Source organism: Bradyrhizobium hereditatis (assembly GCF_020329435.1).
Classification (GTDB): Bacteria; Pseudomonadota; Alphaproteobacteria; order Rhizobiales; family Xanthobacteraceae; genus Bradyrhizobium; species Bradyrhizobium hereditatis.
On sequence record NZ_JAGKJK010000003.1, the window covers coordinates 448468 to 464639 of the forward strand.

Consider the following 16172-nt stretch of genomic DNA (forward strand, 5'->3'; position numbering starts at 1 on the left):
CGTCCGGGTTTTCGTGAACTGTCCCTAGCTTTGAAGGAGCTGCGCATCCAGGTTGCACCTGCGCCCGTCAAAGATCGATGTATCGATTAAATGGCTCCCACGTTATCGCCTGCAATGGCTGTTTTGAGGGCTTCCTCGTCAAAAGTCGGCATGATGTAATCGATCGATCGTTTGAGGCTAAGGCTTGTTAGCGAGGACTATCATCTGAGCGCAACATGCGGCCAAAGCGGGATGATCGGCCGCGGCTTGCGTCGCGGATAGGCCATTGGGCAATCTATGGCAGGGGCTTGAGATGCAAAAATATATTCTCCTGCGGAGCGGGTCCGACCCAGGCGAATATGCCCTCACGGACGCGAGCATCGAAGTTACAGATCTCAGTGAGAGGAACGTCGCCGAAGCTGAGCGCGACCCCACGGTCCGCGAGGTCGCTCCCGTTGCATCGATGGAGCTGATCGATCATTGCGAGTCTTTCGAAAGCTTCGACGATGCAGCACATCATCGCGACAACTGGGGCATTTCGGCGGTTGGAGCAAGGACCTGCGATCTCAGTGGCGCCGGTGTTACCGTCGCGATCATCGATTCAGGCATCGTGAACGACCATCCCGCGTTTGATTCCTTTAAGATCTTCGAAAGGGATTTCTCGGGGTCAGGGAACGGCGATCGATGCGGCCACGGCACACATTGCGCTGGCATTCTCTTTGGGCAGAGCGTCCGGGGGACGAGGATAGGTATCGCCCCAGGCATCAAGCGAGCGCTGATTGCCAAAGTCAGGCCTGACACGGGGAAGATCGAGTCCGACATGGTATTCGAGGCAATGTTGTGGGCTATGCGCGAACGCGCGGACATCATCTCGATGTCCCTGGGGTTCGATTATCTCGGCATGGTATCGAAGAGCGAGGAACGAGGATTGCCCCGCGATCTTGCGCTCTCGGATGGTCTCATATCTTACCGGAAGAACCTTCGGATGTTCGATGCCATAGCGGCTTTGATGCGAAAGCAAGCGGCGCTGGGCTGCTCGCCCCTCATCGTCGCAGCTGCCGGTAACCAGAGCCGACGCCAATGCACACCTGCAGTCAAGATAGGTGTCTCGCTCCCGGCCGCAGCGTCCGACGTGGTCTCGGTTGCTGCGGCGGCGCGCGAGCAGGACGGCCTTCTCCGCATTGCCAGCTTCTCGAACATCCTTCCCACGATTACAGCGCCCGGTGTCGGTATCCTGTCCGCTTGGCTAGGCGGCGGGTTGAGGCTATCGAGCGGCACAAGCGCGGCCTGCCCTCACGCTGCAGGTGTGGCAGCACTTTGGCTCGAACGACTGCGACGGGGAGACCGCAAGGTCGATGCGGATCGGTTGCGGGCAATGCTGCGGGACACTGCCCGCAGGGACAATCTCAGCGCGGACTACGACCCCTCCGATTTCGGGGCAGGTGTCGTGGCCGCACCGACAGCCGGATAGGCCGGCGGCTCCTCGCCCGATTTGAATTCATCTACGTCGAAATCCAGAGTATCAACACCGTGGTTGAAGTGGACGACGACCGGAAATTTCAGGCCTGCTAGATGCTCCGGACGAATAGTCATGTCGGTCTCGCCGACTGCGACGAGACCATCGGCATTCTGCAGCAAATGCGAGTCTGTTGCGCTGACGGTCTCTGCAAGCGGGCTGTCGATCCGCATGCGCTTATCCACTATGGGTGCTTCGTCCAAAAGCACCGAGCGGCCACCGACGCTGAACGGCGCTACGCGGGATAGAGTGACCCTCACGTGAAGCCGGCAAGTCGTGCCTGGTTCTGACGGCGTGGATTGCACTTCGACCAAAGGGAAATGGGACTGCCCGGCTGCGGCTAGAAGCTTCCGGAATCCGCTTACGAACTCAGTCTGTTCCTTCTCGTTCAAATCGGTCGGCGAGGCTTTCGGGTTCAACCCGCCGCGGAAGCTCGGCGAACCTGATACGAGCGCATAGGCTGCCAGGCGCGCTTCATCTCCGTTGGTCGAGAACAAGCGCTCGAACAAACGTTCGGGAATGGTGCCTCCCTCTAGGATTTCAACCGGTGACAGCGCCTTGCCGCTTCGCATGCTGTCTCCCTCCTCCTGGGATTGCAGAAAAAGTGAAGCCTCCTTGATTCCTTCTAGCCTTTCCGCAACCTCTCCGGATTCAAGGTTTTTCACAATTCTCGATGGCAAAGGTTGCCTGTCGACTAACGATCCGAGTTCGGGGGCGGTTCCGGCGGCGACCGGGACCATCCTATCGTTAATTTCATCCTTATTTTGGGCGAACGCAAGGTCCGGACGGCTGGCCAAAATGCCCGCCAAGCGGGCCAGGTGGGCAGGAGGCTCTCGGAAGGACCTGACGATCCGGGCGGCCGGCGCCGAAAGAAGGCGGATGATGTTGGCCCGGGTCTCGTCCAGAGACGGAAGCTCCGCTAAGGCCTTCACGCCGTCGGCATCGAGCGTAATGTTTTCGACGGCGCCACCGATGATGACGAACTTTTCGTGATCCTTGGCGAACTCGACCGCGGCCTTCGAGGCGGCAACTGGATCCCTGGAATAGGCAAGTAGTGTCTGTCCCTTCAGAAAAGGGACGATCGCCTCGGCGTCAGTACCTATGGCAGCAATTTGTGCGAGCCGGTTTTTTGCCACCTTTATCTTTGTTTGGCTCGCCTTCGCGTGCCTGCGCAAGGCCTGCATCTCTCGCACGGACAGGCCAGCATAGGCGGCCACAATCACGCTTCTGCTTTCCTGGAACTCGCATCTTAGGCCTTTGACGAATTCTACTTTCTCGGCCCGCCGCACCGGTGCGCGGCCGAACGCGACCGCCGGCATCAGACGAACAGGCTTAGGTCTCGCAAGCGGTTGAGCGGGAGCCATGCGCTCAAACCAGACGATGGTTGTCGTTGCCGATAAAAGTATACTGGAGCGCCATCGGATGCCCCTCCTCGAGCAACTTCTGTCTCGCAGCCAAGAGCGCGGTCACCACATTCATGCCGTCTCCAAGATGGTCATAAAATACTCTCGCCAGCCTCGTCGCGAAGCGGTCTTCGATCGGGCCGGTCGTGCAGAGGATGCATGATGCCCGGCGCTGTCGAAAGAATTCGGCAATCGACGTCTTGAGGCTACTTCTGCCGATCACAGACGAGCTGGCGTTGAGAAACACCAGGGTTCCGCGAAAGTCCGCCGCCCTCACCGGATGGGTCATTTCCAAAATCCCGATCTTCGCGCCGGAACGCAACCGCAGCCTGGGAAATTCTAAGCTCTGGTCCGTGTGGCAATTGAAATGCAGGACGTGGTTCTTCTCGGCAATCCAATTCCGCAGAACCTCCAGCTCGGCATCCGAAAGGGACTCGGTCAGCGCATCGAGCACCGACAGCCTGTCTTTGCCGCCCGCCAAATCCGTCAGAATGGAGATCTCCTCCTCTGACCGAGCGGGATCAGGCCTGTTGTGCATCCGGCATGCGCTATCTAGCGAACTATCTTCGGCGTAGCCCACCAATCTCGGGCCAGCACGCTGGGCCGCTTCATAGTGCTTTCTCAGGTCAGCTCGCTTGGCATTGATCACTCTGTATCGGCAGATGCATCGCTCTCCGAGAAAGAATTCGCCGTTTCCGTCGTTCAGCAAGCAATGCTCGAACAAGGGCTGTTCTGAACGACCATAGGTGTACTGCGTCAGGACCGGAGAAGTCAGCAGACCCAGATATCGGGCGAATTCGTCTTGCCTGCCATCGAAAAACGCTCCGGCCAAACGCCTTCCACGCTGTTTGAGAGCGTTCACATGCTCGGCTCTCGCAACCTCCGAAAGGTCGCTCCATCCCTTTACGACGTCCACAAGTGCTCGCAGCGAATCGTTCATGTCACGAGATGCATCCCGAACGTCGTCGACAGGCCCGCTCTGAAAATCGATCGCCTCACCATCTGGCCCGCAATCGATTCTCCATATCCAGCGGTCACCGATGAGCTCGACGGTGGCGACGACCGGAAATGGATCAGCGGAAGGCATCTGTTGGCTGGCTAAACGGCTGGTAGGTTGAATTCAATACTCGTTGGGGGAGTATCGCGAGCGAAGACTTGCAATCGGATCAGGTGGCGCGCGGCGCCTGAAGCTTCTATGAGGAAAGACTTCGGCCGGCCGAAACTCGTATCGGCGAACCGCGGAAAAATCTGGCAAGTCGGACTGCGTGGGACAAGTCGATAAATATCGCGTCGCCCCGAGGCGCCACGTCCCGCCAACCCGGAAAGTGTAGCCAACTCGCTGTCTATGACGAAGTCGACCCTTAGCATCCCGCTGAGAGACTTCGGCGGCCGAACGATCATTGAGACTTCGGCGGACCGGGAGACGTCCTTCGCCAGCCAGGATGCAATCATGGACGGCTCCAATCCAACCGTTCCGACCACCGCATGTCTGAGCGGCCCTTCCCTGCGCTGGCCTGCGGGCAAGCCGAAAGTGGCCAGCGGCAACTTCATTCCGGTGAACCGCCGCATATGGAATCCTATGCGAGGTATGGTGCGAGCGACGTCTGCTGCCAGCTCTGGCCAGAGATCGAGCTGTTCGCCTTCGCCAGTCAAGCGCGCTCTTAACCTTCGGCTGGTGCCGGACTGTGCGGGCATTCCTGCCGCGGCAAAGCCATGAGCGGCCTGCCGGTACAGGCGAAGCACCGAGCTCCGATCGCTGTCGCACAGCATTGCACTTCGGATGGCGTCCGCGTACATCCGCAGCGCGATGGCCCTGAGGGGTGATCGAGAATTGAGCTGGGGGTGATCCAGGAGCTCGACGCAAAGGCGTTCGGTCAGACGGGCACTTTCGGCCATCTCCCGTACCAAAAGGACGTCGATGGTGCTTTCGATCTCGTTTCGCGACCAGCCCTTGCGATCGCGCCGCAGGGTGTTTGAGGCGAACTTGACTAGCCCTAGATCCAGCGAGCGACCAGGGATCGAGCGATCTGGGTTTGCCCGGAAAGACGCCACGATCCGGCCCGCCAGCTCTTTGGCTTGCCTCGCATCGAGGGACGCCGGATCGATCAGCACGTCTAGGCCGGGCCGGTCCGCAGTCTTCAAAAGCAGGATGTCGCAGGAATGAACAGCCTCGGCCCCTGTCTCCAAATCGACGAGCAGGAACGGCCGAGCCGTCCCTTTCCCCGAGCGTCGCCGCAGCGCATCCGCATCGTCCTTGCCGGCCGACAACAGCCAAACCGAGCGCCCTTCGGTTGCACCGATAGCGGCTGCCATAGGCAACGGAAGCTGCAAGCCAGCCTCTCGGTCCACGAGGCTCATTCCCGGTCCTCGGCGTTTGCGATTTGATTCGCCCGATCATTTTGTCTCTAGCACCGCAAGACGCCATAGATTTGAAGCCATTCCCACAGACAACTTTCCTCGTGCCGGGGGAGATCGTCCCAATAACCGGATATTGGCTGTTGGCTAGCTGGGGAATCCCCGGGGGTGAACCTGCGAACGATCCTTTAGTCCCTCACGGCCAGGTCCTGCGACCTTAGGCCTATACAGCAAAGTTTGCCGCCAGATACGACCTGACCGTAGAACAATAAACAGCCGAGCCTGGACTAACGCACGAGGAACGACGACCCTGCTCGGCAAGCCAACACGCAAGTTCGAAATGTGGAAAGTGATCTCGGGGTCTTGAGCGTTATCAAACGGGGGCACCGATCTAGAGGCATTCTGGACCCACCAGTGTGCACCACGCTGGCGAGCTTCATCACATGTCGAGAGCGGTTTACTCAGGCGGATATCTGCCGTTCAAAAACGTCATGGTGCCAACCTAGTACGCGCTCGTTCACCATCTATCATACTATTCAGTTCGTCTGCACCAAGTTGGGCATCCAGCAGCTCCAAGGCCGGGATTGAGCGGAGGCCTTTTCGTCTGTCGTTGAGCATCATGAATTGATCCGGTCAGCTTGATCAGCTCTTTCGTGCTCACGCTGACCTTCTCAACACCGTCAGCGACCAATAAAGCGGCGCGGCAATCCCTGAAGGTTGACCAGATCAAACTCTAGGCCGGTCCATCGCCCGTCTGCAGTTTTTACTTGCGCGCCCACCGTGAAAGTGCCGTAAGCATTAACCTCCTCGAGCACAGCAGAGCTGCCCTCGCGAATTCGACGAATGTAGATCGTCTTGCGCGGGAACGAGTCGTGCAAATGAAAAAGCACCGGTCCCTCAAGGAGAGAACCATCCGTAGAAAGTACCGTGAGATCCACGTCAAAAGATTCGCGATCAACTTCTCCGATCTTCGCCTCTAGCCGACGACCATTGCGTTCGGGCCTGCCTCCCCAGCGACCTTTTTGCAGGTCATCAGGATGCACCACCTCCCCTGGGGAGGGAGGGGCGTCAACACCCTCGGCCTCGTTGCGGTTGAGAAGTTCATCTATCTGTTCGCGCCACCGCTGCAAATGCAGTCGCATCTGTCTCAGATCGGCCGCCTCCGGACCTGAAGCCAAGTCGAGAACCGCCGTCGCGGTGCGATTTAGGTTGGCTCCTTCATCGGCCCACCGAAATAACTGCAATGCATCGTCTGGCTGGCGAAAGCCCCGTTCAGGTCGCGTTGGCAAATAGGCCTCACGCACAAGTTGGTTGAACAAATCAACTGTCTTGGAGGGCTCGCCGAGCACACGGGCCGCGGCATAGCCAAGCGGGACTATCCAATCGTCGTTTCTGGCTGCGAAGAAGCGACGAAGAACATGGATGTTTTCGGAATTGTCTCCGTCCAACAATTTCTGCGCGCGGTCCAGTACCGCCAGGCGAAAGTCTGGATTCCCAATACGAGCTACTTTAGGCGTCTTGGCGCGGGCATTGGCGGCCAGGTCGCTCCAGCTGATCGAGAGCTTCTTGAGCCGAGGCTCAAGACTGCTTCTCATCGCTCTGCGCTGCGAGCGATTGACGTCCAAGAGCGCGACTATTTCAGCCAGCGAAACGGCCTTCGGTGCGGTGGGCAGCTCCTGCAGGCTGAACCATGCGCGAGCGGCCGGAACAGACGACTGCCGGCCGAACACCACAGCCGTGCGCAAGGCAGCGAAGTCGGAAGGTTCTACATTGCCCATAGCCTCACGCAATCTATTCGTCACCATCCTGTCGAGCAAAAACTCCCTTGGTGAGCGTGCAATTCGGGCTGCTGCAAGCTCCTGAACAAGGGTCCTCAGAGGAAGTCTATCGTCGATTGATTCAGTCAGTTGGTCTTGCAGCTCACCCGTATCTCGGGCCCGCTTGAAAAGCCTGGCGAATTCAGCGTGCGCGCGCCATTCGCTTGTTCCTCCTTCGAAACTTGCAGGCACATTCCACTGCCCGGTCTTGGCGAGCAGGACAGCCTTGACGGGGTGCGGGTAGCTTGAGGCGACCTGTGGATTCGCTATGCGCTGAGATAAGCTTAAGACAATCGGTTCGATCCGCGTGTCATCGAATGAGCCGAGTTGCGCCCCTGTCCGTGCAACATGATCGAGCGCCAAGCGGGGGGAAAGCTTCTGAACGGATTGTGGTGGGAGCAACGCTTCGGCCGTGCGGCCCATAAGGTAGGCTCTCGCCTCACTATCCGCCGCGAAATCATCGGCTGCCCCTGCCAGCAGCATTGCCATTTCGTCTGTCCAGTCGCGATCGACGCGATCGGGATGCTCGCCGCCGAGCAAGCGGTGGTAAAGCCATTCCGCGCGGGCTTTGGGTGTTAATTGCCGCGATTCATAGTATTTACGGACCGCGCTGTTTACCTTGTCAAACTTCTCTGGATCACGTTTGCGCATGAGCGGAAGTGTGCGCGAACGAAGGTCGGTGCGATGCCGCAACACTTCGCCATTGTCTTCCTCCTCCACCATCCAGACTTCATTTGCGAGGGCCTTGAAAACTTGATCGACCTTATCAGGATCCAGGTCGCAAATCGGCGCCAACGTGGTCGCAATAATGTCGCGCGTCACCCGACGAGCGACGAGGCCCGGCCAAGCCAGCTTGCGTACTTCCTCCTCCTGGACATGTTCGAGAATGCGCCGCTCGTAAAGCAACCCGACGAAGCCATCGCTGGCATTCTCCCCATCTTTAGCAATGGACTGCACCAGGCGCTCGCGATCCTCAGGCTTGCATGAGCGAATGAGTTCGATCGCAACTCGGACGACCAGCGGCTCACGGCGCTCCGGCGGATCCGATGGGTTACCGGCCACCAAACTTTCCCAGTGAGCTTGCCATTCATCGCCGAGGAAGTCGCGCCCGACATTCCTGGCCATCAGACCGGCGTCCGACCACGAAAGCGGCTGCAGAATTAAGCGGTTTCTGTCAGACCGCAAGTCTTGCTCGGTCCTCAATTCGGGCACGTCCGCCCGGCCTGAAGCAACGATCCTGAGTTCGGGAAATGCTCCAGCGGCCGTGAACCCATTGAGATAGGTAACGAAATTAATGACTGCCGCTAGCGATGCCGGATCATATTGTACGACCTCCATCGTGTCGAACACGATAAGAAACGCGCGGCTTCCTCGTGTAAGCTTCTGAACGATATGGCGAAAGCGATCAAAGAAAGCAGTTGAAGATGAACGACCGGCCGCCATTTCCTCACGTAGATCTGCGGTGAGCTCAACAAGTTCAGTCTCCACTTCGGGGAACTGCAAGCTCACCTGACGCGCTGCTTCGAACAGCAGCTGGCGTGAGTCGCGCGTATGAAGCGTTGCTCGATCGAAATCGAGGTAGACAAAGGGAAACTGTCGCGACTGATTCATCGCATGATCAAGCACGAATTTTGCAAGCAGTGTCGTCTTGCCGATACCTCCGCGTGCAATGAGGAAAAAGACGGCCTCTTCGCCGATGTTCAAATAGTATCGCACGCCCTTGAAAAAGCGATCGAAACCTCGGGTAACCGCCTCGAAAGCAGTCTCAGAGTGGAGCTCGTCGACAAAGGCGCGCAATCGGGCGAGTTCTTCTTGCCGGCCGACGAAACGATCCCTCAAAGGTGCACCGTTCCAGCCGCCTTGCATGCCTATCAGAATTCGAAGGGGCTCAAGCAGTTGGCTAAGCCCGAGAGCACGCTGGGCATCTGCAAGGGAGACCTTGGTCTTGACGACGTCAGGACCGGCAAACCGTAACCGGCTCAACGCATCCACCGCCGCGCGCACCTCACGGGGCGGCGCCTCTAGTACATCGCCCGGCGTACCTGAGAGAAAGCTGCGCAGCCATGCGCCCGGTAGACGAATATCGTCTCTTCCCACCTCCTCGAAGTCATCCTCATCCACCTTTGCCGCGCTGAACAGAAGACGCAAAAAAAGTTCGGTATCATGAACACGAGTCAGCAGATCCCCTCGCGCTTCGTCGGAAAGCTGCAGACGTCGATGACCACCGACCATGATAGGGGTTGAGTTGGCGAGAATGGCGCTACGCTCGTCCTCGTCTAACATTCGGATGTCACGCGTCTCTGGAACAAGGCCCCTTCCGGTTGCTTCCTCAGACGCTGTCGCCTGGGAGATCGTGAAAGTGTGGGCAATGGCGGCATAAATCGCAGCCTCCGTTTCTGGCAACGGCGGCGGCTCGTTCGATGTTGACGTCGGAGTAGGCACAGGTGCCGATTTCAGACTATCGCTGAATTTGGCAAACATCTCGCGGAGCGCTGGATTATCAATCTGCGCGACTAATTCGGCCTTGCGGCGCTCCAGATCAGCTTTCATGCTGGACTGATCTTCGTTCACGTTAAAGGTGCTCCAAAGAGACGCGCGAACTTTGATTGCAATGAGCCGATAGCGATTTGCAGCGCCTCAAGCCGCTTGAGCGGGTTCTCATACTCAGACTTCAAGGGCTCCAGGCTGACGAGCTCCTCGACCAGGATAGCAGCCAATCCCAGCATCTGATCCTGTGGAGTCGAATTGTAGCTCGCTGCGAAATTGCGAATGCATTCCTTCACCGCCTCGCTATTTGCCAGGACGGTCGATGGGTTAAGGCTTTCCCAAGATATGGTTCCAAGGAAGGCCGGCTTTTCGCCGAGGAACAACCAGCGTATGCGCCGTAGCTCGTTGGGCACGGCAGTTTCCTCAGGACGGGAACCTACCAGCGCAGTGATGATCTCACTCAATGGGCCGATATTTTCCTTGGCGGCATTGTCAATAACGATCCAGATACGCTGCCAGCGGCTGCGCCTTTCTGTGATAGGCGGCACTGCGTTCGCAATCTCCAAGTCCCGAGGGTCAGGCGGGACGCCCGGGACTGGATTATCGATCCGCATCCTGGCCTCTTTAGTCAGATTTCCCTCCAATTCACGCGCGCCCAAAAGGATGTTGTTGAACCACCGTGGAATCCCGTCCGACAACCAGTCATTGAGCTTATCCTCTGACTGCCCTTCGGATTGTTCAACAGAAGGACGTGGCATCGCGGGAAAGCTCTCGGGTGGGATTCCGATTTGGGTAACAATCGCGGAGGCAAAATCGGCGGGGGTGGTCGGGATCTTCTCCACGCCGGTGCCAAATTCGACGATCCGATCTGACGCATCTCTCAGCGCGGCCTTCAAAATCTCAATCGAGAATGTCTTGCCACCACGTCGCTCGGCCTCTACCGCATGGACCCGCTGGCTTCGGCTGGCCGGGAACTCCGCCATTGCCCCGCTAATCCAGTCCATAAGCGCTTTTCGCCCCACGATGACTCGCGGCTTGAGAGAATCCGGACTGACGCTCCAAAGAGTAGATGTGCCGGCATCCGCATTGGCAGGATACTTCTCGCGGAGTCGGTTCATTATTTTTGCGAAATGAACGGCTTGATTGAAGACGGCGATATTGTGGGGTCGGTACGCCGCATTGTGCACGCCGACCAATTCGTAGTCCTGATCGAAGCATGGGGCCCCCGATGTCCCACCCGCAGTTTCGGCGTCATACCGAAGCCGAGTAAGGGAAGCATCGAGCTTGTTGAAGCGACCGAAATCGATACGTTGCGGTTGGCCACTGGGATGTTGCGGGATAATGATGCGGTCGTCCCTTCTCGGTGTCCGTTCGGGAAAGCGTGAAAGATCGAACCAGCCTCGACGGGTTCCGCCATAGACATGCCGGGAGTAGGCTCCAATCGGCTCAACGAGGCGAACCAGCGCGTAATCGAGCTTTTCCTGTAGCTCCACGATTTGTTCTGCAGTCGGTTCGTCAAACGCCTCCCCGGGGATGTCGTCGCACGCGGCGACCAGCCAATTGTTGGCAAACTCGACCGCGCGAGCACGCGTCCGCAACTGCGGCGTAATAGCATCGATATTTATGATGGGTTCACCGAAGAGATGATCGAAAAACGCGTACAATGGACCTGGCGAGGGCGTGATTTGCTGGCCATCCTGGGAAATGTGATATTTCAAGACATGTCGCGCAGTCAGAACCAAATCCGGCCCCACGAGAAAGCCTGTGCCGTTGCTGTATTGCACGTGGCCGCCAAGATCTGCCTTTGCCGTAATGACGCAAAGCTTTGGTTCGCACTCGTTCAGAAATCTGCTCAACCGAGGTGACTGCAGGAAATTTGCACGAAGTGCGAAAGCAGCCTGCTGTTCGCCGGCTCCCTCGAGGGGCAGAAAGCCCGACATTGCCTGAGCAAAACCGCTATCGGACCAGCCGCGTCGATAGAGTTCCTGAATGAAACGCAATAGCAGCTGAGATTTTTCATAGATCTCGATGACAGCGAGCGCGACGCTCTTGATATTCTCGTGCGGATCTGGTGGTGCGGCCTTGCGGATTTCGTCAAAATTCGCCACGACGCCCTGCGAGCTGACAATGTCGGCCAACATCACCAGGGAGACGTTCCTGGCGATCAGGTCAGCGAGTTGCTGCTTCCTTTCAATAGTCAACGTTTCCAAATTCGCCATCGCACGAACAACTTACAAGAATTGCCCGACTGGGTGCGCGCGCAATGCTGCTGCCGTGAATGCACGGTTACCGCTTAGTGGATTACCGTAGTAGTGCAGACCGATTACCTCCCTCTTCAGGAAAGGCAGGACGCAACCACCGGAGTATCCCCCTATCGTGGACGCATCGTGCAGGAATTCGTTCGGTCCCGGCGCACTGGTGTCCATCGTCTCACCGAAGCTCACCCGTTTGCGCTCATTTGGCGTGCCGAACACGGCCAGCACATTTTCAGGCACCTTCGCCATTTTGCCCGGATGCCCCATCACGTAAATGTACTGATAGTCGCCTGGACTGCTCGAGATCGAAAGGGGCGCCGGCAACTCCTGCGCGGTTTCGACGGGCGATCCGATCCTGATCAAGGCAACGTCTATTGGGTCGGCGTCTTGAGATACATACAGGACCTCACTCACGGGGCAGGTCAAGGCGCGTCCGGCTTGGCGATCATCGAAGGAGAAATCGATAGTGACCTCAAGATCACTCTTGAAGCGTGCTGTCGTGGTCTCTCCCGGAATGCGACGCGCCAATCGCATGCCCCATGGAGGGAATAAAACGTGTCGATTGGTCATCACCAAGTTGGATTTGACCAGCCAAGCGGTCCCCTGGACCCAATTTGGTTGAATGCCCATACGATCCTTCACCATCACTGCGCCTGTGGCGCTCGCAACGCTGACCAGATCGTTTTCGTAATCGCTGCGGAACGTCAGCCAGAACTCCGAGCCCGGATGCTTTTGGCCATCGATTGGCTCGATGGAATCGCCCTCGACATTCAGCGCGGGACGGCCGCGCACTCGCATGACAGACTCCAAGGCGTAGGCGCCCTCGGCGGACACCTCCCCCAGCGAGCCGCCGGCACGCAGCTGTGCCAGCACTTCGTTCGCACGAGCCACGAGTTGGGCCGCGATCGCATCGGCCTCGATATTGAGATCTCGTCCGGCAACCGGGCCGGCCGCCGCGGCGTGCCGCCCTGACTCGCGCTTTAGCGCGTCTGCGATTGCCCTGGCGTCTGCGTCGTTTGGCAAGCCGGCGCTACTACTCGACTGCTGCACGCCGCCGCCAGTCGATTCGAGCGTGCTCTCTCCCGCGACGCCGAACATGCGGAACGCCCGCGGGGCGACGCGCTCCAGACGTCCCGCGATGACTTCGTCGATATTGATGGGCACCGGCCAGGCTCCTCAACTTAAGCGCAGTATGTCGAGTCCAGTTCCGAGCTTTGCACGCAACGCGGGCGACAGTAACGGTGGCGGCATGCTTTCGACATGGGCCCGCAAGGTCCTTACCGCGCGTAGTCGATCGAATGCGGCGCAGGCAAGCTCAGCGGCATGCTGACGGTCGTCAACTACCGGGCCGACGGCCTCCACCCCGATACCAAACGTCCGAACGAGCAGATCCTTCAATTCGTCAGAACTAGGCCCCGCAGCGGCCTCCGTTCCGCCGTAGGCAATCGCAACGGACGGATCCGCCTTCAAGAGGGCAAGCGCATCAATGATGCCGGCGCCAAAGTTCTCGCGATCAAAATCGCCTGGCACCTGAGCCGTTGCGGCCACGAGCGAGCGAAACAGCCATTGAAGCGAACGGCCTTCGGGCAGCTTCGCAATGAGAGCATCTCGTCCGTGAAAAGCGAGCCACAGCGCGGCTATACCGGCGGTCAACGCCGTCGCAAACGAGGTGCCCTGCCCGCCGCTCGCGGCGAGCTCGCCGCTCGGATGTTTGGCATCGGCCCGCAACACGAATTCGGCCGGCGCCGAGAACGCCACTGCTGGCCCGAAGCACGATCCCCTCCACGGTTTGAACGCTTCGTTGATTCCGCCCAGCGCAATGACCTCGGCATAGCGAGCAGGCCAGACCACTTCGTTCACGCAATTGCCCGCCGCGGCGAGCACGATGATGTTGTTACGAACAGCCTTTTGGACGGCAGCGTGGAGCGCGCGACTTGGGATGCCGCCAAGGCTCATTGTGATGACATGGGCGCCTTTCTCAACCGCGTGATTGACGGCCTGTGCGACCGGACTCTGGTCGAGCACCGAGACGCTTTCGGTGCATCGAATCGGGACGAGGGTTGCAAGCGGTGCCGAACCGGTCATTGCACCCGGCTCGGGGCTTGCTACGACGCTCGCAGTACCGGTGCCGTGCCCCGGATTTAGACCAGTTCTCAGAGGATCGATCGGGCGTTCGCCCACCTCAACGAAATTCGCAGAACGAGGGTCGGCGTCAAGGTTGGGTGGCAGTTCTGCATGCTGTGGCGCTACGCCGGTGTCGGGCTGAAACACCAGCACATCCTTGCCCTTGGCAAGGCGTCCTTCCGAAATCGCAAGCTCCCAAGCCTGCTTGACCAAGGATTTGTTAATCGCCCAGTTTCGGTCGGCCGGCTTGTCCTTCTCAGAATCGGCCCAGCACCAAAACGTCCAATCAGCGCTTTCCGGCGCACCTGGATCCGGAGGCTCACAGTCGCAGTCAAAGTAGTTGGTCCCAAGATCGGGCTCGACCGTTTCCGCACCAAGCAGATCACGAAGCCTTGTCGCCGCTTCAAACAAGTCGGCACGGTCTGGACGCGTGACATGAGGAACGGAAAGGCGCCGAAACTGCGCCAAATCCGATGCATTCGGGAACAACGGAAAGACGCTGACCTGGATCGACAGAGCTTGTTGGACGGTACGGACGATGGCCTCGTCGCTGACCGGCTGACGCAGCTCGATCACGAATCGAACCGGGCGCCCGGCTCCGCTCTGGCCGGCCTGCTCTTGACGCCACGCCGTCAACAACGCCGCCAAGTCGGCATTTTCAACCGCCACTTCAGTCACTGGTAATCTCACTAAAAATAATTTGGATCAGGCACTCCCAACATATTTCCACGAGTCTCATACAACTTCAAGATGCTCCGACGCGACGAAACTAAGTTGCGTTCCAGCTCCCAAACGTACGAGGCGACGGCAACGGCGATGATTTCCAGCAAATTTCAAGGAGAATGGCACAAAAACTGCGCCCTTCCTTCGTGAGCCGCTGCTTGAGCCTGATTACGGGGTCCGGACCAGAAACGACGTCGCGAAGGCGCAACTAACGAAACCGAAAGACGCTGAAAAATCGAGCTCGGCGAGTTCACGGATGTGCTCAATCGTCCACACGGTCGAGCTCATCGGGGTCCTGAGAACCTTCCGGCACGTCTGTCAAATCGATCGACACCGAACCGAACAACGCTTCGGCTATGGCCCGAAGACCGGCCGCTGGAAACCGCTGTGATTAAGCTGGCACAGCTTCATTGATGAAGTGGCTGGATCAATTTGTAGGCCGTAGCACTCAAAAGCTTCCGAACGGACCGCATGCCCTTTTGCTTGCATAGGATCTCTGTTTCATGCTGTTCGAGATTCTCGATCGCGAAAATCGATATCGCCTAGCCCCAGGGTTCAGCGATGCCAACGCAGACAGCGCTCCCGCCCTCCCTTGCTCCCCGACTCATCAGTCGCGAGGCTGCCGCCGCTACATCTGCGTGGCACCCGACACGTTTAACGAGATGGTGAAGACGGAAGCCAAAAAAGTGAAGTCGCGCTTCATTGAACTGAAATTCGAAGGTGGAAGTACAGCCATCGGCGGTAACGGCAGCGGTGCTGCATACGAGTACTAGAACATTCATACAACAAACGGTTGAAGCTACTCAGCACTGCGATAACCCCGTCCCATTGCCATTCTTTATTCGTCAGCGGAGGGCTCCGCCATGATGTGCGCCCGGATATTGCCTGTTTTTTTATTCGTGCTGTCGGTGACATGGGCTAGCGCAGAGGAAGCGCAAACCGATTTCGTCGCGGCCAACATCAAAGTCGATCCGGTTATGCAGCCGAAGCAGCCAGGCGACGCCTTCAAGGAATGCGCTAACAACCCGGCATGCAGCGCGGTCCTCAAGGGCGCGGCGTCATATCTCAGTGTGTCGCCCACCTTGATCACCGCGGTGCTCGCCGTCATTCCGCAGGCCAAGAGAGAGGGCGAAGAAGGGCATTTCACTATCCAGTTGCCGCAGGGATACGTCTACTGCCGGGCGTCGATCCGCACCGTGTCTGTGGTTCCGGCGACAGGAGACAGGGCGTCGCTGATGTCCGCGACGACTAACGATCATGGCGTCGGCATCTACACATGGGCCCCGAAACAGGGCGTGGGGCAAGGGAGAAGCTGGGTCGAGGCTGATTATACAGTCTGCGGTGTAAAAACTGACCTTGCCGACAAATACCGCGCCGAAGGCAAATGCAAACCGCCCGGCAAAAATATCATCAACTGCCGTGGGGCAACGGGCGTCAACCACGGCCTGCCCGCTTGCGGCTCGGTAGATGACTGACGACATTATTTGCGACGGTACATCGATCGCGGAAGGCG

10 protein-coding genes are annotated in these 16172 nt (G+C 58.4%); 3 read left to right on the plus strand and 7 right to left on the minus strand.

Annotated elements, in window-relative coordinates; all coding sequences use genetic code 11:
• Positions 1-442: 442 nt before the first annotated feature.
• Positions 443-1450, plus strand: a complete 1008-nt coding sequence (locus J6524_RS10010) for a S8 family peptidase (protein ID WP_225670161.1) — start codon at positions 443-445, stop codon at positions 1448-1450.
• On the opposite strand, the gene rplJ is transcribed toward J6524_RS10010, so the two are convergent.
• From rplJ to J6524_RS10045, 7 genes are all read right to left on the minus strand, one after another.
• Positions 1396-2814, minus strand: a complete 1419-nt coding sequence (gene rplJ, locus J6524_RS37670) for a 50S ribosomal protein L10 (RefSeq protein WP_312002372.1) — start codon at positions 2812-2814, stop codon at positions 1396-1398. The genes J6524_RS10010 and rplJ overlap by 55 nt on opposite strands.
• Positions 2815-2863: 49 nt before the next feature.
• Positions 2864-3985 carry a CHAT domain-containing protein gene (locus tag J6524_RS10020; protein WP_225670162.1) on the minus strand — a complete coding sequence of 374 codons (1122 nt, stop codon included), beginning with the start codon at positions 3983-3985 and terminating at the stop codon, positions 2864-2866.
• 11 nt (positions 3986-3996) lie between these two features.
• Positions 3997-5256, minus strand: a complete 1260-nt coding sequence (locus tag J6524_RS10025; RefSeq protein WP_225670163.1) for a hypothetical protein — start codon at positions 5254-5256, stop codon at positions 3997-3999.
• A gap of 677 nt (positions 5257-5933) precedes the next feature.
• Positions 5934-9641, minus strand: coding sequence for an ATP-binding protein (locus J6524_RS10030; RefSeq protein WP_225670164.1), 3708 nt, complete (start codon positions 9639-9641; stop codon positions 5934-5936).
• Positions 9638-11776, minus strand: a complete 2139-nt coding sequence (locus J6524_RS10035; RefSeq protein ID WP_225670165.1) for a trypsin-like serine peptidase — start codon at positions 11774-11776, stop codon at positions 9638-9640. Before J6524_RS10035 ends, J6524_RS10030 begins: the two co-directional genes overlap by 4 nt.
• Before the next feature lie 12 nt (positions 11777-11788).
• Entirely contained in the window at positions 11789-12976 is a 1188-nt protein-coding gene (locus tag J6524_RS37675; RefSeq protein WP_225670166.1) for a trypsin-like serine peptidase, read from the minus strand.
• A 12-nt stretch (positions 12977-12988) separates the two neighbouring features.
• The gene (locus J6524_RS10045) at positions 12989-14614 is read right to left on the minus strand and encodes a S8 family peptidase (RefSeq protein ID WP_225670167.1); all 1626 of its coding nucleotides are present in this window, start codon (positions 14612-14614) and stop codon (positions 12989-12991) included.
• A 548-nt stretch (positions 14615-15162) separates the two neighbouring features.
• Here J6524_RS10045 and J6524_RS10050 point away from each other — a divergent pair.
• Both J6524_RS10050 and J6524_RS10055 read left to right on the plus strand, forming a co-directional pair.
• Positions 15163-15432, plus strand: a complete 270-nt coding sequence (locus tag J6524_RS10050) for a hypothetical protein (protein ID WP_225670168.1) — start codon at positions 15163-15165, stop codon at positions 15430-15432.
• Positions 15433-15522: 90 nt separating this feature from the next.
• The gene (locus J6524_RS10055; protein WP_225670169.1) at positions 15523-16134 is read left to right on the plus strand and encodes a hypothetical protein; all 612 of its coding nucleotides are present in this window, start codon (positions 15523-15525) and stop codon (positions 16132-16134) included.
• Positions 16135-16172: the final 38 nt, after the last annotated feature.